The sequence below is a fragment of the Thalassospira profundimaris WP0211 genome, assembly GCF_000300275.1.
Taxonomy (GTDB): domain Bacteria; phylum Pseudomonadota; class Alphaproteobacteria; order Rhodospirillales; family Thalassospiraceae; genus Thalassospira; species Thalassospira profundimaris.
On record NZ_AMRN01000001.1, the window covers coordinates 478,620 to 504,006 of the forward strand.

The following is a 25,387-nucleotide window of genomic DNA, read 5'->3' on the forward strand; positions in this document are numbered from 1 at the left end:
AAAAACGACAGTTGGTTGTTGGTCACGATCTTTATATATTCGCAGAAATTCAGGCGTTGCAATGGCATAGATCAAGTTTTATCACCCCGCCAGTTTCCTGCTCTCGTCTTTGCCTTCAGGGTTTGCTATCAAGTCATCATGAACCAGATCGCCGATAAATCCGATACCACACCGACCGCACCTTCTTTTTCCAGAGACGGTGCGACGCCAATGATGATGCAGTTCCTTGAAATCAAGGAACAGTATCAGGACTGCCTGCTGTTCTATCGGATGGGCGATTTCTACGAGCTGTTCTTTGACGATGCGGTCAAAGCCGCCGAAGCCCTTGATATTGCCCTGACAAAACGCGGCAAGCATCAAGGTAACGAAATTCCCATGGCCGGTGTTCCCGTCCATAGTCACGAAACCTATCTGCAACGTCTGATCCGCAAGGGTTTCCGGGTGGCCGTCTGTGAACAGATGGAAGACCCGGCAGAGGCCAAAAAACGCGGTGCCAAATCCGTGGTCAAACGCGGTGTTGTCCGCCTGATCACGCCGGGCACCCTTACCGAAGACAGCCTGCTGGATGCCCGGCGCCACAATTATCTGGCCGCCGTATCCGAAGTCCGCGGCAAAATCGGGCTGGCCTGGCTTGATATGTCGACCGGTGATTTCTTTGTACAGCCGTGCGAGATGGCCGGTCTTGGTGCCGCCCTTGCCCGGCTTGATCCGGGTGAAATCCTGTTTTCGGAAAAGATGCTGAACCGTTCAGAAGTGTTCGACATCTATGCCGAATATAAAAACATCATCACCCCGCAGCCGACCGCACGCTTTGATGCGGAAAACGCCCAACTCCGCCTTAAAAAGCTTTATGAGGTCGAGGCCCTTGATGCCTTTGGCGGTTTTGAGATCGCCGAGCTTTCGGCTGCCGGTGCGTTGATTGATTATGTCGAACTGACCCAAAAGGGCCAGATGCCCCGCCTCGCCCCGCCAACCCGCGTGGCAGAGGGGGCGGCAATGGAAATCGATGCCGCCACCCGTCGGTCGCTTGAGCTGATCCAGACCCAGTCGGGCGAGCGCAAGGGATCGTTGCTGTCGGTCATTGACCGTACCCGTACCGGGGCTGGCGCACGTTTGCTGGCGGCGCGCCTGTCCGCCCCGCTGACCAACGCGGACGAGGTCAACAAGCGCCTTGATCTGGTGGAATATTTTCATGATCGCGATGGGTTGCGATCAGATCTGCGCGCCGCCCTTGGCGAATGCCCCGATATCGAACGTGCGTTGTCGCGCCTGTCGGTCGGGCGCGGTGGTCCGCGTGATCTGGCCGCAATGCGCGATGGGCTGTCCTGTGCCTTTGCGATTGGCAATCTTCTGAACAAGCCCGATGGCGGCAATGATGGCCTGACTGCACAGCCAGAAGCCCTTTCTGATCATTTGACCATGATGGGCCATCACGGCGATCTGATTGATCTGTTGCGCCGGGCGATCGCCGAAAGCCTGCCGCTTCTGGCACGCGATGGCGGCTTCATTGCAGGCGGCTATCACCCGCCGCTTGATGAATTGCGCATGCTTTCGAGTGAAAGCAAAAAGCTGATCGCCAATCTGCAGGCCCGCTATACCGAGCAAACCGGCATTTCCAATCTTAAGGTCAAGCACAACAACGTACTTGGCTATTTCATCGAAGTATCGGCCAAGACCGCCGACAAGATGATGGAGATGGATGAATTTATCCACCGCCAAACCATGGCCAATGCGGTGCGCTTTACCACCGTCGAGCTGTCCGAACTTGAAAGCAAGGTCTCCAAGGCCGGTGATCAGGCGCTTGCGCTTGAACTTGAACTGTTTGACGAACTGGTTTCGGCCGTTCTGGCCAAGGCCGATGACATCGCCAAATGTGCAAGTGCCCTGGCGGGACTTGATGTGTCTGCCGCACTGGCCGAACTCGCCCGCGATCAGGGGTGCATTCGCCCGAACATCGATAACAGCCTTGCCTTTGACATCACCGCTGGTCGCCATCCTGTGGTCGAGGCCGCCTTGCGTGAAAATGGCGACGCGCCGTTTGTTGCCAATGATTGCCGCCTTGAAGATGAACAAAGCCTGTGGCTGATCACCGGTCCGAACATGGCCGGTAAATCGACCTTCCTGCGCCAGAATGCATTGATTGCGGTGCTTGCCCAGATCGGGGCGTTCGTCCCGGCGGCCAAGGCGCATATCGGGGTGATTGACCGACTGTTTTCACGTGTTGGCGCGGCCGATGATCTGGCGCGCGGGCGATCGACCTTCATGGTCGAAATGGTGGAAACCGCATCGATCCTTAATCAGGCAACCGACCGGTCGCTGGTGATTTTGGATGAAATCGGCCGTGGCACCGCGACCTTTGATGGTCTGTCGATTGCCTGGGCGGTGGTTGAGAACCTTCATGAAATCAATCAGTGCCGTGGTCTTTTCGCCACCCACTATCACGAACTGACGGCGTTGGCGGCCAAGCTCAAACACCTGTCGTGCCACACCATGCTGATCAAGGAATGGCAGGGCGAGGTCGTCTTCCTCCATGAAGTCGGTGCAGGCAGTGCGGATCGGTCATATGGCATTCACGTCGCCCAGTTGGCCGGCCTGCCAAAGCCCGTGATCAAGCGCGCCGAACAGGTGCTCAAGACCTTGGAAAAGGGCGAACAGGGTGGTGCTGTTTCCAAGCTTGCCGATGACCTGCCGCTGTTTGCGGTTGCCATCGAACAGGCCGCCAAGGAGGAACGCACAAGCGCCCCTGCCCTTTCGGACGCGCAAAAGGCGCTGCTTGATGCGGTTGCCGATCTTGATCCCGACAACATGACCCCGCGCGAAGCCCTTGATGCGCTGTATCGTCTTCAGTCGCTGAAGGGCTGATCACCTGCAAAACAGGCGGCCTATCCCCATATCAGGTGCGTGTCTGCCGATCGGACTTGCGCACGCATTTGATGCGGATAGATGAAATTGGCGCTATGGTGCGGCAACTGTTAAGAAAATTGATATATAAACCCTGTCGCCAACAGACCGCACGCCAGGGCCGAGGAAACCGACCAACGTGACCTACAAGATCAAGAAGCAGCGCGAAATCATCGACCGCAAAAAAGTCTTTGCCGAGCTTGAGGCCATCGCCAACGATCCGGCACTCAAAAGCTTCAAACAGCGCACCGCCGTTCTCAACAAGCTGAAATCAGTACTTGAGGCCGGTCGATCTGTTATCCGCGCACGCTTTGAAGAAAGCAATTCCGGGCAGGACACGGTCTTTTCCAACAGTTTCCTGATGGATCAGATTGTCCGCCTGATCCATGATTTTGCCACCACGTTCGTCTATCCGCTGCACAATCCGACCAATGAGCAACGCATGTCAGTCGTCGCCGTCGGCGGCTATGGCCGCGGTGACATGGCGCCGCATTCCGATGTCGATATCCTGTTTCTGTTTCCCTACAAACAGACCGCACATGGCGAACAGGTCGTTGAATTCATTCTTTATATGCTTTGGGATCTGGGGCTTAAGGTCGGTCATGCGACGCGCTCGGTCGATGATTGCCTGCGCATGGGCAAACAGGACATCACCATTCGCACCAACCTGCTTGAAAGCCGCTTTGTCTGGGGTGATGAGGAAACCTATAAACTGTTTCGCACCCGCTTCATGGAAGAGCTGGTCAAGGGCAGCGGCATCGAGTTCATCGAAAAGAAGCTTGGCGAACGTGATGAACGCCATACCCGCATGGGCGATTCACGCTATGTGGTCGAACCCAACGTCAAGGACGGCAAGGGCGGGCTTCGCGATCTCCATACCCTGTTCTGGATTGGCAAATATCTTTATCGCGTCAATTCCCCGATGGAGCTGGTCGATCTCAAGGTCCTGACGCGCAAGGAAGCACGCGGCTTTCTTAAGGCACAAAACTTCCTGTGGGCGGTGCGTTGCTGGTTGCATTATCTGTCTGATCGCGAAGAAGACCGCCTGACGTTCGATATGCAGCGCGATATTGCCGAACGGCTTGGCTATACCGATCATGCCGGGGCATCGGGCGTCGAACGCTTCATGAAGCACTATTATCTGATGGTGAAACATGTCGGGAACCTGACCCGCATCTTCTGTGCCGCCCTTGAAGAAAGCCATCAGCGCCGCCCGCTGATCCGTTTTCCCGGCAAGCTGTTTGGCACCAAGGAAATTGACGGGTTTGAGCTGCGCAATGAACGCCTGACGGTTGAAAGCCTTGATGTCTTCAAGAACGACCCGATCAAGATTTTGCGCCTGTTTCTGGTTGCCCACCAAAACCGCGTCGGCATTCATCCCGAAACGCTGCGCTGGATCACGCAAAGCCTGAAATACGTTGATCACAAGCTGCAAAACGATCCCGACGCCAACGAGGTTTTCCTTGAAATCCTCACCCAGCGTGACAGCCCTGATGTGACGCTCCGCAAGATGAACGAGGCCGGTGTTCTGGGGCGTTTCATCCCCGATTTCGGCCGTGTCGTTGCCCAGATGCAGTACGACATGTACCACACCTACACCGTGGACGAGCACACCATCCGCGCGATTGGCGTGCTTAATCAGATCGAGTCCGGCGAACTTGCCGAAGACGCCCCGGTTGCCACCCGCATCATGGGTCAGGTGATTTCGCGCCGTGTGCTGTATGTTGCGGTATTGCTCCATGATATTGCCAAGGGCCGTGGCGGCGATCATTCCGAGCTCGGGGCCGAAGTCGCCGAAAAGCTCTGCCCGCGGCTGGGCCTGTCGCCGGCCGATACCGAGGCGGTCGCCTGGCTGGTCAAGGCGCATCTGTGGATGAGCCTGACCGCGTTCAAGCGTGATCTCAATGATCCCAGCACCATTCGCGCCTTTGCCGATCTGGTGCAATCGCAGGAACGCCTGCGTCTGTTGCTGTGCCTGACGGTGGCTGATATCCGCGCGGTCGGCCCCAATGTCTGGAACGGATGGAAGGCCACCCTGCTGCGTGAACTTTACTATGCCACCGATGATATGCTGTCAGGCGGCCTTAATGCCGATAGCCGCGATTCGCGCGTCGAAAATGCCCAAAACGCGCTGCGCGATGCGCTGAAAGACTGGCCGGAACAGGATATCGAGGACTTTATCGAACGCGGCTATCCGTCCTATTGGCTGAGCTTTGATACCGACATCCACGTCCATCACGCTCATCTGACCCGTGATGCCCGAAATTCCGGGGCCGAGATCACAGTCGATGTCCGCATCGATACCGAAATTGATGCCACTGAAATCACCGTCCACACCACCGACCATCCCGGCCTGTTTTCCCAGATTGCAGGCGCCATGGCGCTGTGCGGGGCCAACGTCGTCGATGCAAAGATCCTGACCCTTGCCGATGGCATGGCGCTCGATACCTTTTTCGTGCAGGACACCAATGGCGAGGCGTTTAACGACTCCACCAAACTTGATCGCCTGCGCGACACGCTGGAAAAGGTCATTTCCGGGCAGATTCGCCCCAGTCAGGAAATCGAACGCCGCCAGACCAAGGACAACAAGCACCGCACCGCGGTGTTCAAGGTCGAACCGAATGTCATTATCGATAACAAGGCCAGCCGCACCCATACGGTGATTGAAATCACCGCCCGTGACCGGCTTGGATTGCTTTATGACATCACGCGTGCGCTTCGGGATCTTTCGATGCAGATTGCCTCTGCGCGCATTTCCACCTTTGGCGAACGCGCGGTTGACGTCTTTTATGTCAAGGATGTGTTCGGGCTCAAGATCGACAGCCGCACCAAGTTTGTCCAGGTCAAGGAAACCCTGACCCAGGCGATTCGCAACGACTAGCGCGTTTCACAATCGCCGCAAAAAAACAAACCGGATCGATCCAATACCCATGCGCTACCCTAGGTAACGCCACGGTATGGATCAGATCCGGATGTACCGGCCGATAGGGCCAGTAAACTGCTCGAATTATATTTCTTTGGAAATTGTGACGGACGAGGAAGGGTAAAACCAAACCCGACAGCGTGACCTGTTATTCACGGTGTCGAAATCCTCGGAGTGCAGCAGGTTGAGGTGGATACCGTATTTCCCCGCCCGTCCAATATGAGGCTCGCGTCCCAACGAACCCTCAGCGAATGTGAATATGCGGGTGTTGCAACTGTTTTTCTGTGACGGCTGTCACAGGAACCCCAAAAAAATCACCTAATTCAATCACTTTCACAAAAATGCGATATACGCCGCGGTTTTCGGCCTCAAAAATTACGACTATTTTCACCTTCGACTGTCAGATTTCTGTGCATCAAACGTGAAAATACCGCAATCGCACGTCATCACCGGCAGAATCGCGCCCTTTGGTGACGCTTAAATACGGAACGCTCTCGAATGTCGCTTGTCCGCTCTATCGCCACGGTGAGTGGCTTTACGCTGTTATCCCGCCTTCTGGGATTTTGCCGCGATATTCTGATTGCCGGGATGCTCGGTGCGGGCGGCATGGCCGATGCGTTCTTTGTCGCGTTCAAGTTTCCTAACCTGTTTCGTCGCCTGTTTGGCGAGGGCGCGTTTTCCGCGGCCTTCATCCCGCTTTTGGCTGGTGACATCGAAAAGCGCGGTATGGACGCAGCCCGCGAATTTGCCGCCCGTGCGATGTCGATGCTGATCCTGATCACCGGTTTTCTGGTGGCGATCATTGAAATTCTGATGCCCTGGGCGATGTATGTGTTCGCGCCGGGTTTTGCCGAAAATCCCGAAAAGTTCGAACTTGCTGTCGAACTGTCGCGCATCACGTTTCCCTATCTGGCCTTCATATCCGCCGTCGCACTGATGTCAGGCGTGATGAATACGCTTCATCGCTATGCCGCCGCCGCCGCCGCCCCGATCATTCTCAATATTTGCCTGATTGCGGCCTTGCTCGGCTTGGCACCGGTGACAGAAACCCCGGCCCATGCACTTGCATGGGGGGTGGCGATTGCCGGTGTGGCGCAGTTCATGATGCTGGTGATTGCGTGTAAACGGGTCGGCTTTGCCATCAAATGGCAGATGCCGCGTGTTGATGACCGTATCAAGCTTCTTGGCAAACGCATGATCCCCGGCATGATTGGCGCCGGCGTCTATCAGATCAATCTTCTGATCGACACCATGCTGGCTTCTCTCGTCTCGGATGGCGCGGTCTCCTGGCTTTATTATGCCGATCGCGTGCAACAATTGCCACTGGGTGTGATTGGCATTGCGATTGGCACCGCGCTTTTGCCGACATTGTCGCGCCAATTGCAGGGTGATGATGCCAAAACCGCGATGTATAGCCAAAATCGCGGCATCGAAATCGCCCTTCTTCTGACCCTTCCGGCCGCCATTGCCCTTGGTGTCATGGGCCTGCCGGTGATCAATGTTCTGTTTGAACGCGGGGCATTTGGCGCGGAAGAAACCCTCATGACCGGCATGGCACTGACCGTGTTTGCCTTTGGCCTGCCGGCCTCGGTTCTGGTCAAGGTCCTAGCCCCGGGCTTCTTTGCGCGCGAAGACACCAAAACACCGATCCGGATTGGCATTTCCTGCATGGTACTGAATATCATTCTGATCGTGGTGCTGATGCCATGGTTCGGGCATCTTGGCATTGCGGCGGCAACATCTGTTTCGGTCTGGGTCAATGCGACCTCGCTTGGATTTATTTTGCATCGGCGGGGCGATCTGACCTTTGATGCCCGCCTTGCCCGGCGCATCCCGCGCATCCTTGTCGCATCAGCACTGATGGGATCGGCACTGTGGTTTGCGATTGATGCCTTCTGGCAAAATGATGCGCTTTCGATCACACGCATCATCACCATGGCGGCGATTGTAACCGGTGGCATGGCCGTCTATGCGGTAAGCGCCCAACTGCTTGGTGCCACCAGCTTTTCCGAGCTCAAGGCAACATTGAAACGCGGAAAACCCGCCTGATCGCAATTAATCGACACGTTTCCAGACAAGCAGCTTGACCAAATCGGGCCAGACCCTAAACTCGCGCGCTGTTTGCTTGCATGCTCGTCCGCCGGCGGGTGTCCAAAACCTGGCGGAGTATGCAGGCCCTGTTAAACATAAATTGAAATGGACGACGACGTTATGGAACGTGTGTTTTCGGGCGCTCAGCCCACCGGTAACCTTCACCTTGGCAACTATCTTGGCGCGATCCGCAACTGGGTCGAATTGCAGAAGAAATATGAATGCATCTTCTGCGTGGTCGATATGCATGCCATCACGGTCTGGCAAGACCCCAAGGAACTGCGTTCCAACATTCGCGAACTGGCGGCCAGCATGATCGCTTCGGGCATTGATCCGGAAAATCAGGTGCTGTTTAACCAAAGCCAGGTTTCCGCCCATGCCGAACTGGCCTGGATCTTTAACTGTGTCGCGCGCATCGGCTGGATGAACCGCATGACCCAGTTCAAGGAAAAGGCGGGCAAACACCGCGAAAACGCGTCGCTCGGCCTTTACGCCTATCCGAGCCTGATGGCCGCTGACATTCTGGCCTATAAGGCAACCCATGTGCCGGTCGGCGAAGACCAGAAACAGCATCTGGAACTGGCACGTGACATCGCGTTGAAATTCAACACCGATTACGAGGTCGAAGGCTTCTTCCCGCAGCCCGAACCGCTGATCCTCGGTCCGGCAACGCGTGTGATGTCGCTGCGTGACGGTTCGAAAAAGATGTCGAAGTCCGATGCGTCCGATATGTCGCGCATCAACATGACCGACGATGCCGAGACGCTCGCCAAAAAAATCCGCAAGGCAAAAACCGATCCGGAACCGCTACCATCCGAGGTCGCGGGTCTTGAAGGCCGCCCGGAAGCCAAGAACCTAATCACCATCTATGCAGCGCTGACCGACAGCACGGTCGATGCGGTTCTGGCAGAACATGGCGGCACCCAGTTCTCTGGCTTCAAACAGGCACTTACCGACGTGGTTGTCGAAAATCTGGCACCGATCACCGAGGAAATGGCGCGCCTCAAAGCCGATCCGGCCTATATCGACTCTGTGCTGGCCAAAGGTGCGGAACGTGCCAACGCCATCGCCCAGCCGATCCTCAAAGAGGTCAAGGAAATCGTCGGTTTCCTCAACAGCTGATCGCGTCAGAGCATCTGAACATCAATAAGCCCGCCGGTATAAACCAGGCGGGCTTTTTTGTTTTGATTTCGAAACATGCCTTATCAGATCAGATCGCATTTCCAGACGGTGAAGGCTTCTGCTGCATCGCCTGATATTTCTTCAGACCATCCATCATCGTCTGGCTGAACCATGCACCCACCGGCGCATCGCCATTCAGGTTTTCAGATGCCTGCTGCAAAAGCGGATGGTCCGCTGGCGCATCATCAGCCGGTGCACTGGCGGGAATGGCCGATCCACCCTGATCTATGTTGGCGACATCATATCCGTCATGGGCATTTTCCGGGCGGTCATCAGCCACCGCGTTGCTGCTGGCAACGGCATCTGCCGCCATGGTTTGTGCCTTGTCACGGCCAAGGGCAGCGTTAAAGCGGGCTGCCATTTCGGCCGCCGACAGTGGCGTGCCATCTGGCGACGTCGTCTGTATTTCGCTGGCCTTGCGTTCTGCGGTCTCGGCCTTCACGGCATTCAGTTTGGCGTATTTGGCTTCATGGGCGGCCATCTCAGCGGAAATCGCGAAACCAGTGGTCTGGCGGCTGACCCGACCGCTGCTGGCGGCACGCGCCCATACGGTATTGGCATCACCGGTGCTGGTGACCGGCCGACGCGCGGTTTCGGGTGCCGTCGAATTGGATGCGACGGTCCGGTTGAAGGCAGATACCGGGTTCGCCGTTCCTGCCGATGCCATGGCAACGGTCAGTTCTGCCGGATCGGTTGAATGCGGGGCAGATGCCGAAGCAAGTTCTGCCTCAGGCTGTTTTGATGCTGCACTTTGCGCAGCTTGTGCAACTGGCGAGGCATTCTGTGTGTTCTGCGCAACTTGCGCGCCTTGTGCACCTTGCGCACCTTGTGCCCACGGCACATTCAAATCAGAGGCCCGAACGCCCGTGCTGCCGGTCGCAGTATTGGATGCCAGCATGGCCTGATCAACCGGGGCCGTTGGTGCGGACTGGACAATGGTGGCCTGTTCGGCCGGGCTAACAGATTGTGATTGCGGGCCGGTCATCCAGGGCAGAACCAGATCGCCCTGATAGCCGCCATTTTGTGCGATCGTGGTTGCCTGATTGGTGGCCGCGTTCGCATTCCCTGCATCGGCCACCGCCGTGCCATCATCAATGCCGCTGCCCCCAAACCCGTCCTCGACCATCGCCATGAAGTGGGTGCCGGTATCGTCGCCTGTGACCGCATCGACCACTGCATCAATCGCCGCCCCGGCAAGACCAAACACCCCGCCAAACAGGCCACCGCCCGCAACGCGCGCGCCATTGCCGATCTCATCACCGGTGAGCGAGCGATAAATCATCCCGACACCGGGAATATGTTGCAAAGGATTGATCACATCGAGGAAATCGGTGAATTCAAAGCCATCCTCGCCAAACATATATTGCGAGAATGTCCGGCCTTCGGCCGTGTCAGAAAGCTGGTCGGCCGCATTGGACTGGGCAAACTTGCCGTTTGCCGCCCCATTTGTGCCACCTGCACCGCCCGCGCTACCGGATAGGCTACCGGGCGAAATTTGCCGCCAATTTTCACCAATCGACATGTCTGTCCTCCTCTTGCCATCTGTTTTGCAAAAGGAGTGCCAGTTTTAACGCAGGCTAACGCTTTGAATTATCGATATTTTCTTGGGAAAGAATTTCGCCGGACTTGCCTGTCGGAATCTTCTGCCGGGTAGCATCGGCTTCTTCACGGCCCGCAGCTTATAAGAGCGGCTTAGAACAGATGGCCCGCCCGGTCCTTTTTGGTCTGCAGATAAAACTCGTTATGACCATTGGACGGGAATTTATGCGGGACACGCTCGGAAACCGTGACACCCCAGCTTTCAAGACCGGTCAGCTTTTCAGGGTTATTGGTGAGCAAACGCACGCTTTCAAAGCCCATCTGACGCAGCATTTCGGCCGCCGGGCGATAAACGCGTTCATCGGCGTCAAAGCCAAGTTCCTCGTTGGCATCAAGGGTATCAAACCCGCGATCCTGAAGCGCATAGGCACGCAGCTTATTCACAAGCCCAATGCCGCGCCCTTCCTGACGCAGATAAAGCACAATGCCGCCCTGCCCGCTTTTGGCGATTTCCGAAATGGCCCCGCGCAGCTGCGGGCCGCAATCACAGCGCAGCGACCCGATCAGATCGCCGGTAAAGCATTCCGAATGCAGGCGGATCAGCACCGGTTTGTCCTTGGCCGGTTCATCAATGACGATGGCCAGATGTTCCTGCCCGCCATCTTCCGGGCGAAACGCAATCACAGTCACGTTTTCGGCATCTTCAAGCGGCACACGCGCTTCGCTGACCTGGCGCAGGGATGCGGCCGAGGCATTCTCATAGCCATTGATGCTTTCAGACTGCAACACCAGCAGGTTCTGGGCGCGGGCAAGGGTTTCAAGCTGATCGGCACTGACCGGCACCGTCACAACAGCAGGCAATAACCGCGCAAGCTTTGCCAAACGGATGGCCGCATTTTCCGCCATGCTGACCGGTCGCCAATCGCCCGCAGGCAACGCATCAAGATCAAGCAACGGATTGGCTATTTCACCAAGGCGATTGGCATCAACAGCCGATTGGTCGGCTGAAACAAAGGCGACAAACGGATCATCCTTGGCCGTCTGACCAAGCGATTTGGCCCGCACACGCGGCAGAACAATCGCCGGTGCGGTGTCGCTTCCGGCGATGTCACACAAACGTTGCAGACCATGTTGTGACAGCGGTTCGGCCGCAATCACCGCAACACTGTGGGCTTCGCCATTGTCATGCCCCTGAACCAGAACGATCTCGCCACGGCGCAAATCTGCCACGGCGCGGGAAACCGTTACCAGATCGGTTGCCGGGATCAGATTGCTGTCATTTTGGGCCGTCACGGCGGAGCTTTGGGTCATCGGCATCTTGTCTTTGTGATCACAACATCGCGATCCGGTGGCTATGGGGCTGGATAAAGACCCGGTTTAATTCATATAAGCGCATCAGGCGATGCGAACCTGCTTGGTCGGTGATGCGCAAAATCGCAGGAAGAAGCACATCTTTCAAGATTTTACGACACGACTTCGCAGACAAATCGCCCCTACTACCTAATCCGGTTGGGCCGGGAGTTAAAGGACCAAACAGAAAACAGTTTGTTCTTGAAAATACAACTTAGGGTCAGGACCTGTTAATTTGATTTGAATGGCAGAGTTTATATTTGTGAAATCCTAGGAAAATCCCGCAGGGCGGGTCGGCATCCCGCGCAAGGGGTTTGACACGGGAGTTCGCAAATATAAACTCTGTCCTATGGATCGCTCAGCTTTGCACGGCCTACTTTGTCGCAAAACCTTGAAAGATAAATATCTTCCTGCGGTTTTGCTCCGCGTATCCGCACAAAGCTGAGCGACCATTCGAACCAAATTAACAGGTCCTGACCCTAAGATGCTGATCCTATGGTTCGGCGCGGGATACTTAATGCATATATGGCGGGCCGGACCCGAAAGCGCCACAAAAACAAGCCGGTAAAATCAACATCAGGCGCAGACCCCGGATATGACGGCGGATCTGACAAGCAGCAAGGGATGGTGAATGTCGACAGGTAAACAGGTTCTGGTGGTTGAGGATGATGCAGCGCTCAGCCAGTCTTTGACGGAACAGCTCAGACTTCATGAAGATTTCGAATGCGTGGTTGCCAACAGTGGCAAGGAAGCACTCGATCTTGCCAAGGATTCCTATTTTGATGTGATCCTGCTTGATGTTGGCCTGCCCGATATGGATGGTCGCGATGTCTGCAAACTGATGCGTCGCGCCAATGTCAAATCACCGATCATCATGCTCACCGGCGCCAATAGTGACTCTGACACCATTCTGGGTCTGGAATCGGGTGCCAATGATTATGTCACCAAGCCGTTTCGCCTTAACGTGCTTTTGGCCCGCATCCGCGCCCATATCCGCCAGCATGAACAAAGCGAAGATGCCGTCTTTGTCATCGGCCCCTATAGCTTCCAGCCCAGCGCCAAGATCCTGATCGAAACCGCGACAGAGAAAAAAGTCCGCCTGACGGAAAAGGAAACCTCGATCCTGAAATTCCTGTTCCGGGCTGGCGACAAACCGGTCAGCCGTGAAACATTGCTGGACGAAGTCTGGGGCTATAACGCCGGCGTCACCACCCATACGCTTGAAACCCACGTTTATCGCCTGCGCCAGAAAATCGAAAAAGACCCGTCAAACGCGGCGATCCTGATCACCGAACCGGGCGGCTACAAGCTAATCCCCTGATCGGAAAACGGTTTTAGAACCCACCAAAAGAAAATCCCGCTGATGCGGGATTTTTTTTGTCACAGATGTCGGGTTGCGGCGTCTATGTTATTGCCCTGATTATCCACAGAACAGCCCAGGTCATGCAATCGGGCGTTAAATACACAAAATCGACCTAAAACGCGGCCTTTTTTACAGGTTTACGCCCCGAAACTCGATTTATATACCGCAATTCGGGCCATTTAAGGCCAATCAATAGCCCCGGGAGCCAAAAATAGCCGTTCCAACCCGCACATGGGTGGCGCCAAACCGGATCGCGGCCTCGTAATCGCCGCTCATGCCCATGCTTTTGATTTCAAGACCATGACGATCGGCAATCTTGCCAAGCAGGGTGAAATGCGGGGCGGGTTCCTCATCGACCGGGGGAATGCACATCAGGCCTATGATCGGCAGTTTAAGCTCCTCGCGACACATCTTGATGAAGTCATCGGCATCCTTTGGCGCGATGCCAGCCTTTTGCTCTTCCTCGCCGGTATTGATCTGAATGAACAGATCCGGGCAGGCACCAGTATTATCGCGGTGTTTGGCCAATGCATTGGCCAGTTTCGGGCGATCCACCGTCTCGATCACATTAAACATGGCAACCGCATCCTTGACCTTGTTGGTCTGAAGCGGCCCGATCAGATGCAGCTCGATATCGGGGAATTCGGCACGCAATTCCGGCCATTTCCCGGCGGCTTCCTGCACACGGTTTTCACCAAATACACGCCGACCGTCCACAAGCGCCTTACGCACATGATCGGCATCGTGGTTCTTGCTGACACAGACCAGCGTCACATCACCCGGATCACGATCGGCGGCGTCACATGCCGCATTGATATTGCTCTGGATTTCGGCAAGGTTGTCGGCAACATCGGTTTTGCCAGATGACTGATCATGACTGCTCATGGAGGGTGGTCCTTCATCGGTAACGCATTCAGGAACGGCAGGTATAGCTGCCAAGTCGGGAGTGTATCAATGGATAAGGCCCTGTTAAAGCAGGCACGCAGGCTCAATCTGCGCAATGGCGGCCCGAATTGCCCGATTCCGCCAGTTGTCCTGATGATCGATGATCAAAGGATGCCCGATCCCGAACCCGCCATCCGCGCCCTCCCCCGCGACAGCATGGTCATTTTTCGCCATTACGATCATCCGATGCGTACACAGATCGGGGCAAAGCTCCGCACCATCTGTCGCGCAAAAGGCATTCCCTTTCTGGTGGCAAATGACGTTGGGCTTGCACTCAGGCTCGATGCCGACGGCCTGCATTTCCCTGAATACCGTGCCCTGACCGACCCTAGTATTTATCAGCGAATTCCGGAACACTTTATGCGCACGTCAGCTTGCCACACCCCGAAAACGGTCCAACGGCTTGGACTTCTTCCGGAAGCAACGCGTCCCGATGGAGTGCTGATTTCCCCGATCTTCCCCACCCGAAGTCATCCGGGCGCAAATCCGATGTCACTTTCAGATATCCGCCAAATTTCAAGGATGTGCCACATGCTCGGCATCACACCGATCGGGCTGGGCGGCATTACCGCACAAACAATCGGAAACCTGCGGACTTCCGCACTTGCCTCCATCGCCGGGATCGGGTTTTCTGGTGCCAACACCCCGTCCACCCGTTGACCGGAGTTCTCCCGCAAAATGCCCCGGGCCCCGCACCCATCGCGCAAGACATTCACCCGTTTTGCTTCCAAACAGCCGTTTCAGTTTGGCCTGCCCAATGTCAGTGCCGAACTTAGCCAGAGCTCAGACAACAGCCCGATCTATTTCACGCGCGCGACGTCCTTGCTGCGGCGGCAGGTTCTGGCAACGGCCCCCGGGGTCAAGATCAAGTCTGACAATTACCGGCTTCAGGTTCTGCCGCGTGATGGCTGGGGCGAACGGGATTTTTCCGGAAAATCAGTGCTGTTTCTGATCCCCGATGACGCGCTTGGCGACTGTGTCGGCATGGCACTGTTTTTTCGGGCGCTCAAACAACGGTTCGCAGATATCCGGATCGGCATTCTCAACGCTGGCAGCGCATCGGACATATTTGCCCGCGTGCCGGATATCGAGATTTTTCAGCTGTTTATCTCGAGCATACAGCTCAAACGTTTCGATCACGTCATTGATCTCAGTGAAATGGAAGGTTGGCGTGATATCGCCACCATGCCGGTCAATCCGGAAGAAGCGCTCTGCGAAGCTTTTGGCATTTCCCCCATCCCGCTTGAAAAGCGGAATTTACCAAAGGGAACGCGACTTAAAGTCGGGATTGTCCCAATGGCATCCTCACCGCTGCGCACCTTGCCGCCCAAACTGGTCAGCGAAGTCATAAAGATGCTGACCAACCGAGATTGCGACATCACCCTCGTGCTCAATGCCTATCAGGGCGTGATGAAGGCCTATAAGGCCGCGTTGAGTGATCTTGGGACCCAAAACGGCGGCAACACCCGGATTATTGATGGCTTCAAAACCATCGGCGATCTGGTCAAATTTGTCGGGCAACAGGATTACCTCATCGTTGCCGACAGCGGACCGGCCCACATTTCCAAGCTTTTCCAGACTCCGGGAACTGGCATTTACAGTTCCGCAGACGCCAAAACGCTCCAGGGCCGACATACGAATTTACGCGCCTGGCAAAGTGATTTTACGGGGCCGCATTGCAGCGCCCCCTGCGGACTGGCAAAACTGCGCGCCACATCGGATGGCAAGATTGGCTGCATGGGTAGTCTTGGTCTGCCATTCACGGCACTGCCCAATATGCCGGAAAGAAGCGATCCAGAACTGGCCCGTGCCTTGGTCACAAACAAACCGGTGCCCTGCGTTGCCAAGCTGGACGAGGACATTCCTGCAATCTGCGACTTGATATCTCAGGACCTGGCCAAAGCGTGAACCCGCCGAAGGCGGAATCCGGTCGCACTGGTCACATCGACAAAAATCCAAACAAGCAAAAAGAAAGGGCGGCCGAAGCCACCCTTTCAAAGCCTTGCATAATTCCGAAGAATTAGAAGGAAAGCGCGATACCGGTAACGGCACCGTAGCCGTCATTGTCTTCTGCACCTTCGACTTCGTTGTCGAACCAGAAGACAGACGATCTCCATGCAATGCCTGCACCAAGGGTGTAAGACAGGCCAAGATCAACCTGGTTCAGTTCACCTGCACCGGTACGGCCGCCTGAGGTGCTGCCATCGCCATAGTCAGCATAACCATAGGTCAGGGACACAGCTGCTGCATCCATTGCGTAGGATACACCAAGATCGAACTGGTCGGTGTCGCTTACACGTGCGGACTGACGTTCGTTACGACCATAGTCGTCTTCGGTGTGCGAGTAGGAACCACCGATGGTGAAGTTGGCAATACCAACATTCACACCACCGCCATAAAGGTTACCTTCGGCCCAGTTTTCACCCATTGCAGAAACGCCGAGCGATACACCGTTGAAGTCGCCGGAATATTCAAGACCGACAGAAGCGATGTTGTCGCCATCACCAGCGGTGTCGTCATGGTACCCGCCGATCGAACTGCCCGATAATACATCGGTGTCGAACGAACCATTGCGACCACTGTCATCCGCAAAGGATACACCAGCACGGAAACCACCGATGCTCGGGGTATAGTAAGTTGCACGGTTCTGGTCACCTGCACGCGAACTGGTATCGATCAGGTAAGAATCGACCCAGATTGACAAGTCGCCATCGTTGACGCCGACCGGGCCAACAGCCGGAGCAGCAAGCTGCATGGAGTCAGCTGCAGAGTCGTTTTTACCGAGTTCAAGACGACCGAAGCCACCGTTAATGTACAGGTACTGTTCGTCGATCTGGTCGCTTGAGGTTTCACCTTCAAGTTCAACAACCGCACCAACCTGGATACCGTTATCAAGGGTGGTTTCACCGCTAAAGTGAATTTCGGTGTTGGACTGGAAAGCATTTTTACGCTCACCAACGTCCTGGTCAGCAACACCAACCCACTGGTTCATAAAACCGCCAACCGAAAGCTGGATCGGTTCGGAGGCCTGTGCGGAACCCGCCGCAGCAACAGCGACAAGCGCGCTGGTCGCAAAAAGAATCTTTTTCATCATTACCCTCGAAGAAAAACGTTTCGGGATGACAGGATCAACACATGATCCCGCCGATCTCACGGAAATGATAAAGCCATCGTAGTGACCGTTGGTCAATAATGATAAATGACCAATGGTTATTTATTTCACGCAGCGTTGCACAATTGCCACATCTTTAATTTCTGGGAGTCTCGGACAGAACGCCTTAAACCGCACCATGCAGGGAAGGCATACCTGCCATTCATATACGACTACCGGTCATTTTCAGGGAGTATTGTGATGCACGATTTCGGGTGATGGCTTTGTCCGTCGACCCCGGAATGCCCTTGCCGGTTATTCCTCGAACGCAAAGTGATTTAAGTCGGCACAGAAACACAAGATATTTTACGATAGAGTCGATCAACAGACAGACAACGGTGCACCGAAATGGGCGTGTCGAAACCCAAAGTTCCACCGCAAACAAATAAAAAAGGGGTGGCCAAAGCCACCCCTTTCGTCTGTTTCCAATTCCAAAGAATTAGAAGTCGAGACGCAGACCGGTAACAGCACCGTAAGCATCGGTTTTGTCGCCGCCTTCAACATCGTCTTCGCCCCAGAAGATGGACGAACGCCAGGAAACACCAGCACCGAGGGTGTAGGACAGACCAAGGTCAATCGCCTGGGTTTCGGTCGGGTCGAGAGTCGCGGTGTCGCGCTCGTCATCCTGGTAAGCATAGGTCAGGGAGATAGCAGCTGCATCCATGGAGTAGGATACGCCGAAGTCAAACGCATCAATGTCGCCACCACGGTCGGTAGCTGAGTCTTCGGATACACCGTAGTCATCTTCGATGTGACCCCAGGAAGAACCGACGGTGAACGCACCGAAGCCAACATTGGCACCAACGCCGTACCAGTTGCCTTCACCCTGGTTTTCACCTTCAGCCGACAGGCTGATGCTTACACCGTCGAACTCGCCGCTATATGCAACAGCAAGAGAAACGATGTTGTCACCGGAACCATCGGAGTCGTCACTGAAACCACCGATCGAGTCAGGGGTAGTGGTGGTGTCTACATCCGTGTCGAACGAACCGTTACGGCCGCTGTCAGAAGCAAAGGAAACACCAGCCTGGAAGCCGCTGAAGGACGGGGTGAAGTAGGTTACACGGTTCTGGTCGCCCGAAGACGGAACGGTGTCGATCAGCGAAACGCTGTCGGTCCAGATGGTCATGTCGCCGTCGTTAACGCCAACCGGGCCAACTGCCGGAGCGGTGATCGACATGGAGTCAGCAACAGAGTCGTTTTTACCAATTTCGAAACGACCGAAGCCACCGCTGATGTACAGGAACTGTTCGTCGATCTGGTCCGAAGAAGTTTCAGCTTCGAGTTCGATGTGTGCGCCAACCTGGATACCGTTATCAAGGATGGTTTCGCCATCGAAGTAAACTTCGGAGTCAGACTGGAAAGCATTTTTTGCTTCACCGGTGTCGGAATCAGCAAAACCAGCCCACTGCTCCATGTAACCACCGAGCGACAGAGTGATCGGCTCGGAAGCCTGTGCGGCACCTGCGAAACCGAAAGCGGCCATCGCGCTACCAGCAAGAAGAATCTTTTTCATCTTTTCCCTCAACGTCTTTGCATGCGTTTTACGCAACAAATATATTTGGACAGCTTTTGCCGTCCGGTTCGCTAAGGATGGAGCCATCGTTGGCGGACGAAGTCAACAACGGCTGTGGCAGAAAAAGCACATTACCGGTTAACTGTTGTAAAAAAAACACACTCGTTTCCTTTGCCCCGAAACGAATTGCCGCATATATTGCTGCTTAACTTGAATTATCAATTGCTAACCGGGGTCGAACAGACGTGCGTAATTCTGTATTGAAACTCTCAGCACTTTGCTCACTCGTCGCTTTGCTCGCTGGCTGTGGCGCAGGCAGCCAAACTGATTATGACAGCTATCCCGGCTCTGCCCCGGGCGATCAAAGGGTCGGAACCGAAGGAAGAGCTGCGACAAAAGCAGATGTAAAAGAGCGCGGTGGTCTGTTTGGCGGAGATGGCCTGAATATCTTTGGTGGAGAAGAGAAGAAAGAAGGCCCCAGCTCCGGCATCGGGGTTAATAGCTTCCTATGGCGCGCAACGCTCGATACGCTCTCCTTTATGCCGCTCAATTCTGCGGATCCGTTTGGCGGGGTTATTATTACTGATTGGTACACGCCGCCGGAATCTTCTGATGAACGCTTCAAACTGACAGCCTATATCCTCGGTACGGCCCTGCGCTCCGATGCCATCAAGGTTTCCGTCTTCCGTCAGGTCAATGTCGGGCCAAATCAGTGGCAGGATGCGGTTGTTGAACCCGGCACGGTGACTTCGATGGAAGACGCCATCCTGACCCGCGCCCGTCAGCTGCGCATTGACAGTGCAAATTCCGAATAAGGCTGATGTCGCAAGGCACGCTTTATATATCGCCTGAATACAACCCCCACTCGCTGCAACGCGACTGGGGGTTTGTTGTATCGGCAGACCGACGTAATGTTTTTGAGGTGATACCAGAGAGCCTCACGACAGTTCGTGCTTCACTCTACTGCTCAGTTCTTAAGGCATCACCACTGGATTTATCGCCACCCCCCTCACAGCCCTATCGTCCGGCCAAGGTCACAACCGATGAATCAGTGGGCAATGGCGAACAGCTCTATCATGAAGTTGGGTTTGATATCATGTCACTCGCTTTGATGGCTGATGTACCAGCCCACCGACCGTTACACCTGACACAAAACAGCATGATTGGTCATTGGCGTTGGTTACGTGACGTCTGGCGTGTAGGATCCTCGCGCCCACAGTGTACGGCAACCATGAATACCCGGAACGCGGTGACAGAGGCATTACGAAACGGCAAAAACAATCTTGCCATCGCCGAGCTGCGTAATCTGTTCAAAAAGGTACAGCACGAGCCCGACAATGCCGGGCTGTACATTTCTTTTCTGAACAGCCTATCTCTGTTTTGCCCTTTTATCGCAACCGAACTATTGTGGCGCCAGGGCCGGATTGAACAGGACCCAATCAGCCGGTCCCGGACCAAAGATAAAGAAGGTATAGCTGAATGACATTGCGCGCGGTTTTTCCGATTCTCGCACTCCTGGCCCTGACAACGCTCAGCGCCTGCGGATTTCGCCCGCTCTATGCTACAGCGGGTGATGATTACAACACCGCAGTCAATATGGCCCAGGTAAAGGTCGCCGTGATCAATGACCGTGTCGGCCAACTGACCCGCAATGCCCTGCTTGAGACGCTGACCCCGCGCGGTCAAAGTGCCAACCCGCTCTATGATTTGAAGGTGACCTTGTCCGAATCGACGAGTGAGCAAGGCTTTACCAAGGAAAATGAAGCGACGATTGCCGATTACCTGATTAACGCCAAGTACGAACTTGTCCGCCGGTCCGATACCAAGGTCCTGCGCAAAGGGTCGGTCCGCGCCCGCACCAGCTACAACATCGTCGATTCGGAATTTGCCACCATCGAGGCCGAAGATGCCGCCCGTGGCGACGCTGCGCGAAACCTCGCTCAGCAGCTGGCCAACCAGGTCGCGATTGGCCTGCGGTCACAATAACGCCGTTCTCCGAACCTCTCACACGTCACGCCCACTCCCCAACGAACCACAAGGCGCATCATGAAGCTCAAGGCAGCACAGGTTGAAAACTTCTTGCGCGCCCCGGATGCAAAGGCGCAGCTGGTCCTGATTTACGGTGAGGACGAAGGTCTTGTGCGTGAACGTGCGACCAAACTGGCCAAAACCGTGGTCGAGGACCTCAAGGATCCCTTCCGCGTGATCGAGCTTGGCACCGCCCAACTCAAGGAAGATCCCAGCCGCCTGCGCGACGAAGCTGCTGCCATGAGCTTTGGCGGCGGACGCCGCGTGATCCGACTCCGCGATATCGGTGATGCGCAGGCTCCTGTCATTGCCGATTTCCTCGGTGATCCGGCCGGCGATGCCCTGATTGTCATTGAGGCCGGAAGCCTTCCGACTCGCTCTAAACTGCGTCAGGCAGTCGAAAAGGCTGGCAATGGCATGGCCCTGCCCTGCTATGCTGATGGCGCCCGCGACATCGAAAGCTTGATCCAGTCGATCATGGAAGAACACAAACTGCGCATTGACCGCGATGCGACAAGCTATCTGGTCGCCAATCTCGGATCTGACCGCATGATTTCACGAAGCGAGCTTGAAAAGCTCGCCCTTTATGCGCTCAAGGACGGTCAGGTCACGCTGGCAGATGCCATGGCCTGCGTTGGCGACAGTTCCGCGCGCCACTATGACGATGTCATTCAGGCCGTCTCACAGGGCAATGTCGTAAATCTCGATGCCGCCCTGACCCGCCTGGTCGAAGAGGGCCTCAACCCGGTTGGCGCATTACGGATGATGATCAGCTATTTTCAGAAACTGCATCTGGTCAAGGGACAGGTTTCCCAGGGTACCAGTGCCGATCAGGCGATGAAGTCGCTCCGCCCGCCGCTGTTTTTCAAGGCCGCTGATCAGTTTCGCGCCAATCTGAATTACTGGGCGGTCAATAACCTGCAGCGTGCCTTGCAAATCCTGCTGGAAGCCGAAAAGGATTGCAAAAGTGGCTTGGCCATCCCCGAAACCATCGCCCATCGCGCCATGATCAAGGTGGCGGTTGCCCGTCAGAAACAGGTCAGACGCTAAACGCTAACCCGATTCGCCAGTCTTCAGCGCCATCGCGGTAATTAAGGTCAATGCAATGTGGCCGCGCCCTTACTGGAATGCGTCCAAAACGCACCAAAAACGCCAAAAACGCGGTCCGGGATATGATCCCCGTACCGCGTTAAATATCTAAAGGATCCGCTTCACCTCAACCGATCCTCGGCGGGATTTTGCTTCTTCTTCTTTAAGCTTCTTAAGCTGATCGATCTTGTCGCGATCAAGATCCTTCATGCTGGTTTTGGTTACGGCTTTTTTCCCGTGCCATCTGCAACCTCCTCCAGCACATCCTCGTCGACTTCTTCCTGCGCGATCGGCATGTCGCCTTCGGGCTCATCGTCGATCATCAGGCTGTCGTCATCGATCCCGTCAAGATCACGGCCACCATCAACCGCATCGGCAATCGATTCGAGCTCGCTGGTCAGCGCATCCTCGTCTTCGTTTTCCGCGTCATCGACCGATTCGGCTTCAAACTCGTCATCTTCGATAAACATCGAATCGAACTCGTTCTCGTCCGGGCCGGGCGCGGCATCAGCATCATCCGAAATATCGGCGGCCTTGCCATGCGTCAGGCGCTGCAGGATGTCATCAAGCTGCTCGAGCGTTTCATAGCGGATCGAGATTTTACCCGCCGATCCGTCAAAGTCGATATTGACCGCCAACCCCAACATGTTGCTAAGGTCACGCTCGAGAGACACCGTATCTGGGTCTTTTTCGATCGAAGACCGGCCCGATGATTTCTTCGGACGCGCAGCCTTGCCGCCATCGGTTTTGACCAGTTTTTCCGCCTGACGAACGTTCAGGCCCTTCTTGACGATCTGGGCCGCAAGCTCGACGGCATTATCCGCCCCCAGCAACGCGCGCGCATGGCCGGAGCTCAGAACCTTGTCTGAGAGCATCTGCTTGATCGGGGCTGGCAGGCCCAGCAAACGCAGGCTGTTGGCAATGTGACTGCGGCTTTTACCCAATGCCTGGCCAAGTGCTTCCTGCGTGTGGGAAAACTCGCTCATCAGGCGGTTATAGCCCTCCGCCTCTTCAAGCGGCGACAGATCCTGACGCTGCAGGTTTTCAATCAGGGCAATTTCGGCGGTTTCGCGATCATCAAATTCGCGTACCAGAACCGGCACTTCATGAAGCTGTGCCCGCTGGGCCGCGCGCCAGCGACGTTCACCGGCGATGATTTCATATTTGGTTTCGCCCGTCGAAGAGGCACGCACCAGAATCGGCTGAATGATGCCCTTTTGGCGGATCGAGGCCGCCAGATCATCAATCGCGTCATCATCAAAATTGCTGCGCGGCTGAAACGGCGACGGTTTCAGATCGGTGATCGCAATATGTTGCGTCGTCCCGCCCGGTCCCGGATGGACCGCCTCGGCGCTATCGCCACTGGCGGCAACCGCAACTTCTTCGTCCTCTTCGCCCAGAAGTGCAGACAGTCCCCTGCCCAACCCGCGTTTTTTTGCTTCGCTCATGCTTTCACCCCTTCGCGTTTCAGGACTTCGCTCGCAAGATTCAGATAGGCCCGTGAACCCGGGCACTTCATATCATAGACCAGCACCGGTGTTCCGTGGCTGGGGGCTTCGGAAACGCGGACATTGCGCGGAATCACCGTGCGATACACCACATCTCCGAAATAATCGCGCACATCGTTGGCCACCTGGGCCGACAGGTTGTTGCGCTTGTCATACATGGTCAGCACAATGCCCTGAATTTCAAGGTTCGGATTGAACGCCTTCTTGACCCGTTTGATGGTCCGCACCAGATGGCTGACCCCCTCAAGGGCAAAGAATTCACATTGCAACGGCACCAGAACCGCGTCGGATGCCACCAGCGCATTCAGGGTCAAAAGACCCAGCGACGGCGGGCAATCGATCAGAACGTAATCAACATCGTGCGGCAATTTGCCAAGCGATTCCTTAAGCTGCATCTCGCGACGGTCGAAATCGACCAGCTCGATCTCCGCCCCCGAAAGATCCATGCCCGATGGCACGATGCTGAGCCGCGGGATCGAGGTTTCCTTACGTGCCTCTTCCAACGTATTGCCGTTGATCAGCACGTCATAAGAACTGATTTCGCGGTCGGACGGACGCAGGCCCAAGCCGGTACTGGCATTGCCCTGCGGGTCAAGATCGACAATCAGAACCCGCTGGTTCACAGCCGCCAGTGCGGTTGCCAGATTGATCGTCGTGGTGGTCTTGCCCACACCGCCCTTCTGGTTGGCCACGGCGATAATCCGCGGACGATGCGCGGCACCATCAGATTTCGTCGAAAGCGGCAAATCAATAACATCCGTCACCGGCCCACTCCTTTTAAGATCATCACGACACCGTCCGGATCGACCAGGCTGGCATGCGTGGTTACATCAAATGTCCAACCGGCGTCACGTGCGTCCGCCAGCTCATCCTCAAAGGCACGTCCCTTCAGCAGCACATAATGGCCACCGTCTTTCAAATGGCGCTGCCCCAACTCCAACAGCTTCGGCAAAGGGGCAAAGGCGCGCGCCGTAATCACATCGGCGTCCCGCGGGGCAGCCGCCTCAATCCGTTCACGGGCAATTTCGGTCTTATCCAGCACACCGCAAACCCGGGCGGCTTCCATCAGGAAGACCGTCTTTTTGGTGTTGGATTCCATCAAGGTGACATTATTGGCGCCAAGGATCGCCAGAACGATGCCCGGGAACCCTGCACCCGATCCAAAATCAACGATTTTGCCGGTTGTCGCGATGTCCTGAACATAGGGCCAAAGCTGCGCAGAATCCTGTAAATGACGTCCCCAAACGTCTTCGGCCGTGCTGGCGCCAACGATATTAATCCGCGGCTGCCACTTCACGACAAGGTCTGCATACTGGCTGAGGCGATCCAATGTTTCACGTGAAACATTCAAATCCTGCTCAAACCATGTTTTTACGGGTGTGGAAATTGTCTGCATATTTGAGTTATAGGCCGAGCCCAAAAAACACACCAGTCTTGATTTTAGTGCTTTTACGTTTTTGGCCGCGTGGGATGCGATAAAATCAGAATAAAACACATCGAATGTTTCACGTGAAACATTCCCACATCCAAAATGCGTCATTCCAGGCCCAAAACACCGCATATTCGATGAAGTTTGACTGCCCATCGACACTGCATGGGCGACTCCACCACCCCACCCAACCAAAATCCCTTGCGACTCGGCAGAAGCCGCCGGTTACGATCAACCAAACTTCCACATTACCCGGCCGTCTTATACACCTAGGGCCCTACCCGACGCCCCGGCCAAAACAAAAACGCCCGGCCAGTGAATTTGGCCGGGCGTTGTAACTGGATAAGAAGCGTCCAGATCGGACACTATATA

The 25,387-nt window shown here is 55.5% G+C and carries 19 protein-coding genes; 11 read left to right on the forward strand and 8 right to left on the reverse strand.

Annotation, left to right across the window (positions count from 1 at the left end):
* Positions 1 to 138: 138 nt before the first annotated feature.
* The 4 genes from mutS (at position 139) to trpS (ending at position 9,037) form a co-directional block, all read left to right on the forward strand.
* Positions 139 to 2,862, forward strand: a complete 2,724-nt coding sequence (gene mutS / locus TH2_RS02065; RefSeq protein ID WP_008888731.1) for a DNA mismatch repair protein MutS — start codon at positions 139 to 141, stop codon at positions 2,860 to 2,862.
* Positions 2,863 to 3,040: 178 nt separating this feature from the next.
* Entirely contained in the window at positions 3,041 to 5,782 is a 2,742-nt protein-coding gene (locus TH2_RS02070) for a [protein-PII] uridylyltransferase (RefSeq protein WP_008888732.1), read from the forward strand.
* Between the two features lie 540 nt (positions 5,783 to 6,322).
* A complete protein-coding gene (gene murJ, locus TH2_RS02075; RefSeq protein ID WP_008888733.1) occupies positions 6,323 to 7,873 on the forward strand; it encodes a murein biosynthesis integral membrane protein MurJ in 1,551 nt (516 codons plus the stop codon).
* Positions 7,874 to 8,035: 162 nt separating this feature from the next.
* Positions 8,036 to 9,037, forward strand: a complete 1,002-nt coding sequence (gene trpS, locus TH2_RS02080) for a tryptophan--tRNA ligase (RefSeq protein WP_008888734.1) — start codon at positions 8,036 to 8,038, stop codon at positions 9,035 to 9,037.
* A gap of 88 nt (positions 9,038 to 9,125) precedes the next feature.
* On the opposite strand, the gene TH2_RS20450 is transcribed toward trpS, so the two are convergent.
* Positions 9,126 to 10,619 (reverse strand): hypothetical protein, encoded by a 1,494-nt coding sequence (locus TH2_RS20450; protein ID WP_008888735.1) that lies wholly within the window; start codon positions 10,617 to 10,619, stop codon positions 9,126 to 9,128.
* A 170-nt stretch (positions 10,620 to 10,789) separates the two neighbouring features.
* A complete protein-coding gene (gene ribA / locus TH2_RS02090; protein WP_008888736.1) occupies positions 10,790 to 11,947 on the reverse strand; it encodes a GTP cyclohydrolase II in 1,158 nt (385 codons plus the stop codon).
* Between the two features lie 670 nt (positions 11,948 to 12,617).
* Between ribA and TH2_RS02095 the strand changes: the two genes are divergently transcribed.
* Positions 12,618 to 13,307: a response regulator transcription factor gene (locus tag TH2_RS02095; RefSeq protein ID WP_008888737.1), complete on the forward strand. Its 690-nt coding sequence runs from the start codon at positions 12,618 to 12,620 to the stop codon at positions 13,305 to 13,307.
* A gap of 231 nt (positions 13,308 to 13,538) precedes the next feature.
* Here TH2_RS02095 and TH2_RS02100 read toward each other — a convergent pair whose 3' ends face one another.
* Positions 13,539 to 14,234 (reverse strand): YggS family pyridoxal phosphate-dependent enzyme, encoded by a 696-nt coding sequence (locus TH2_RS02100; RefSeq protein WP_008888738.1) that lies wholly within the window; start codon positions 14,232 to 14,234, stop codon positions 13,539 to 13,541.
* Positions 14,235 to 14,303: 69 nt separating this feature from the next.
* Between TH2_RS02100 and TH2_RS02105 the strand changes: the two genes are divergently transcribed.
* Both TH2_RS02105 and TH2_RS02110 read left to right on the forward strand, forming a co-directional pair.
* Positions 14,304 to 14,954 carry a thiamine phosphate synthase gene (locus TH2_RS02105; protein ID WP_008888739.1) on the forward strand — a complete coding sequence of 217 codons (651 nt, stop codon included), beginning with the start codon at positions 14,304 to 14,306 and terminating at the stop codon, positions 14,952 to 14,954.
* Positions 14,955 to 14,972: 18 nt separating this feature from the next.
* Positions 14,973 to 16,202, forward strand: a complete 1,230-nt coding sequence (locus tag TH2_RS02110) for a glycosyltransferase family 9 protein (RefSeq protein ID WP_008888740.1) — start codon at positions 14,973 to 14,975, stop codon at positions 16,200 to 16,202.
* Between the two features lie 112 nt (positions 16,203 to 16,314).
* Here the strand turns inward: TH2_RS02110 and TH2_RS02115 are convergent, their stop codons facing one another.
* Together TH2_RS02115 and TH2_RS02120 are read right to left on the reverse strand one after the other, a co-directional pair.
* Positions 16,315 to 17,385 (reverse strand): porin, encoded by a 1,071-nt coding sequence (locus tag TH2_RS02115; RefSeq protein WP_040822488.1) that lies wholly within the window; start codon positions 17,383 to 17,385, stop codon positions 16,315 to 16,317.
* Positions 17,386 to 17,884: 499 nt separating this feature from the next.
* Complete coding sequence (locus TH2_RS02120) at positions 17,885 to 18,961, reverse strand: porin (RefSeq protein WP_008888742.1); 1,077 nt, start codon at positions 18,959 to 18,961, stop codon at positions 17,885 to 17,887.
* 245 nt (positions 18,962 to 19,206) lie between these two features.
* Here TH2_RS02120 and TH2_RS02125 point away from each other — a divergent pair, with 245 nt between their 5' ends.
* Genes TH2_RS02125 through holA form a run of 4 tightly spaced genes read left to right on the forward strand, consistent with a single transcriptional unit; the run spans position 19,207 to position 22,039 of the window.
* A complete protein-coding gene (locus tag TH2_RS02125) occupies positions 19,207 to 19,776 on the forward strand; it encodes a DUF3576 domain-containing protein (protein WP_051007563.1) in 570 nt (189 codons plus the stop codon).
* 5 nt (positions 19,777 to 19,781) lie between these two features.
* Positions 19,782 to 20,444 (forward strand): hypothetical protein, encoded by a 663-nt coding sequence (locus TH2_RS21170; RefSeq protein ID WP_157193768.1) that lies wholly within the window; start codon positions 19,782 to 19,784, stop codon positions 20,442 to 20,444.
* Positions 20,441 to 20,947 (forward strand): LPS assembly lipoprotein LptE, encoded by a 507-nt coding sequence (locus TH2_RS02135; RefSeq protein ID WP_008888745.1) that lies wholly within the window; start codon positions 20,441 to 20,443, stop codon positions 20,945 to 20,947. The genes TH2_RS21170 and TH2_RS02135 overlap by 4 nt, the downstream gene beginning before the upstream one ends.
* Before the next feature lie 60 nt (positions 20,948 to 21,007).
* Positions 21,008 to 22,039, forward strand: coding sequence for a DNA polymerase III subunit delta (gene holA / locus TH2_RS02140; RefSeq protein ID WP_008888746.1), 1,032 nt, complete (start codon positions 21,008 to 21,010; stop codon positions 22,037 to 22,039).
* A gap of 260 nt (positions 22,040 to 22,299) precedes the next feature.
* Here holA and TH2_RS02145 read toward each other — a convergent pair whose 3' ends face one another.
* Genes TH2_RS02145 through rsmG form a run of 3 tightly spaced genes read right to left on the reverse strand, consistent with a single transcriptional unit; the run spans position 22,300 to position 25,171 of the window.
* Complete coding sequence (locus tag TH2_RS02145) at positions 22,300 to 23,526, reverse strand: ParB/RepB/Spo0J family partition protein (protein WP_008888747.1); 1,227 nt, start codon at positions 23,524 to 23,526, stop codon at positions 22,300 to 22,302.
* The gene (locus tag TH2_RS02150; protein ID WP_008888748.1) at positions 23,523 to 24,350 is read right to left on the reverse strand and encodes a ParA family protein; all 828 of its coding nucleotides are present in this window, start codon (positions 24,348 to 24,350) and stop codon (positions 23,523 to 23,525) included. Before TH2_RS02150 ends, TH2_RS02145 begins: the two co-directional genes overlap by 4 nt.
* Complete coding sequence (gene rsmG, locus TH2_RS02155) at positions 24,347 to 25,171, reverse strand: 16S rRNA (guanine(527)-N(7))-methyltransferase RsmG (RefSeq protein WP_238538657.1); 825 nt, start codon at positions 25,169 to 25,171, stop codon at positions 24,347 to 24,349. Before rsmG ends, TH2_RS02150 begins: the two co-directional genes overlap by 4 nt.
* Positions 25,172 to 25,387: the final 216 nt, after the last annotated feature.

Bases quoted from the DNA above. Each gene is read 5' to 3' on its own strand.
- rsmG (WP_238538657.1), bottom strand. From the start codon at position 25,171: ATGGGCAGTCAAACTTCATCGAATATGCGGTGTTTTGGGCCTGGAATG.
- holA (WP_008888746.1), top strand. From the start codon at position 21,008: ATGAAGCTCAAGGCAGCACAGGTTGAAAACTTCTTGCGCGCCCCGGAT.
- murJ (WP_008888733.1), top strand. From the start codon at position 6,323: ATGTCGCTTGTCCGCTCTATCGCCACGGTGAGTGGCTTTACGCTGTTA.
- TH2_RS02095 (WP_008888737.1), top strand. From the start codon at position 12,618: ATGTCGACAGGTAAACAGGTTCTGGTGGTTGAGGATGATGCAGCGCTC.
- TH2_RS02145 (WP_008888747.1), bottom strand. From the start codon at position 23,526: ATGAGCGAAGCAAAAAAACGCGGGTTGGGCAGGGGACTGTCTGCACTT.
- TH2_RS02100 (WP_008888738.1), bottom strand. From the start codon at position 14,234: ATGAGCAGTCATGATCAGTCATCTGGCAAAACCGATGTTGCCGACAAC.
- TH2_RS20450 (WP_008888735.1), bottom strand. From the start codon at position 10,619: ATGTCGATTGGTGAAAATTGGCGGCAAATTTCGCCCGGTAGCCTATCC.
- TH2_RS02105 (WP_008888739.1), top strand. From the start codon at position 14,304: ATGGATAAGGCCCTGTTAAAGCAGGCACGCAGGCTCAATCTGCGCAAT.
- TH2_RS02135 (WP_008888745.1), top strand. From the start codon at position 20,441: ATGACATTGCGCGCGGTTTTTCCGATTCTCGCACTCCTGGCCCTGACA.
- ribA (WP_008888736.1), bottom strand. From the start codon at position 11,947: ATGACCCAAAGCTCCGCCGTGACGGCCCAAAATGACAGCAATCTGATC.
- TH2_RS02115 (WP_040822488.1), bottom strand. From the start codon at position 17,385: ATGAAAAAGATTCTTTTTGCGACCAGCGCGCTTGTCGCTGTTGCTGCG.
- TH2_RS02120 (WP_008888742.1), bottom strand. From the start codon at position 18,961: ATGAAAAAGATTCTTCTTGCTGGTAGCGCGATGGCCGCTTTCGGTTTC.
- trpS (WP_008888734.1), top strand. From the start codon at position 8,036: ATGGAACGTGTGTTTTCGGGCGCTCAGCCCACCGGTAACCTTCACCTT.
- TH2_RS02110 (WP_008888740.1), top strand. From the start codon at position 14,973: ATGCCCCGGGCCCCGCACCCATCGCGCAAGACATTCACCCGTTTTGCT.
- mutS (WP_008888731.1), top strand. From the start codon at position 139: ATGAACCAGATCGCCGATAAATCCGATACCACACCGACCGCACCTTCT.
- TH2_RS21170 (WP_157193768.1), top strand. From the start codon at position 19,782: ATGTCGCAAGGCACGCTTTATATATCGCCTGAATACAACCCCCACTCG.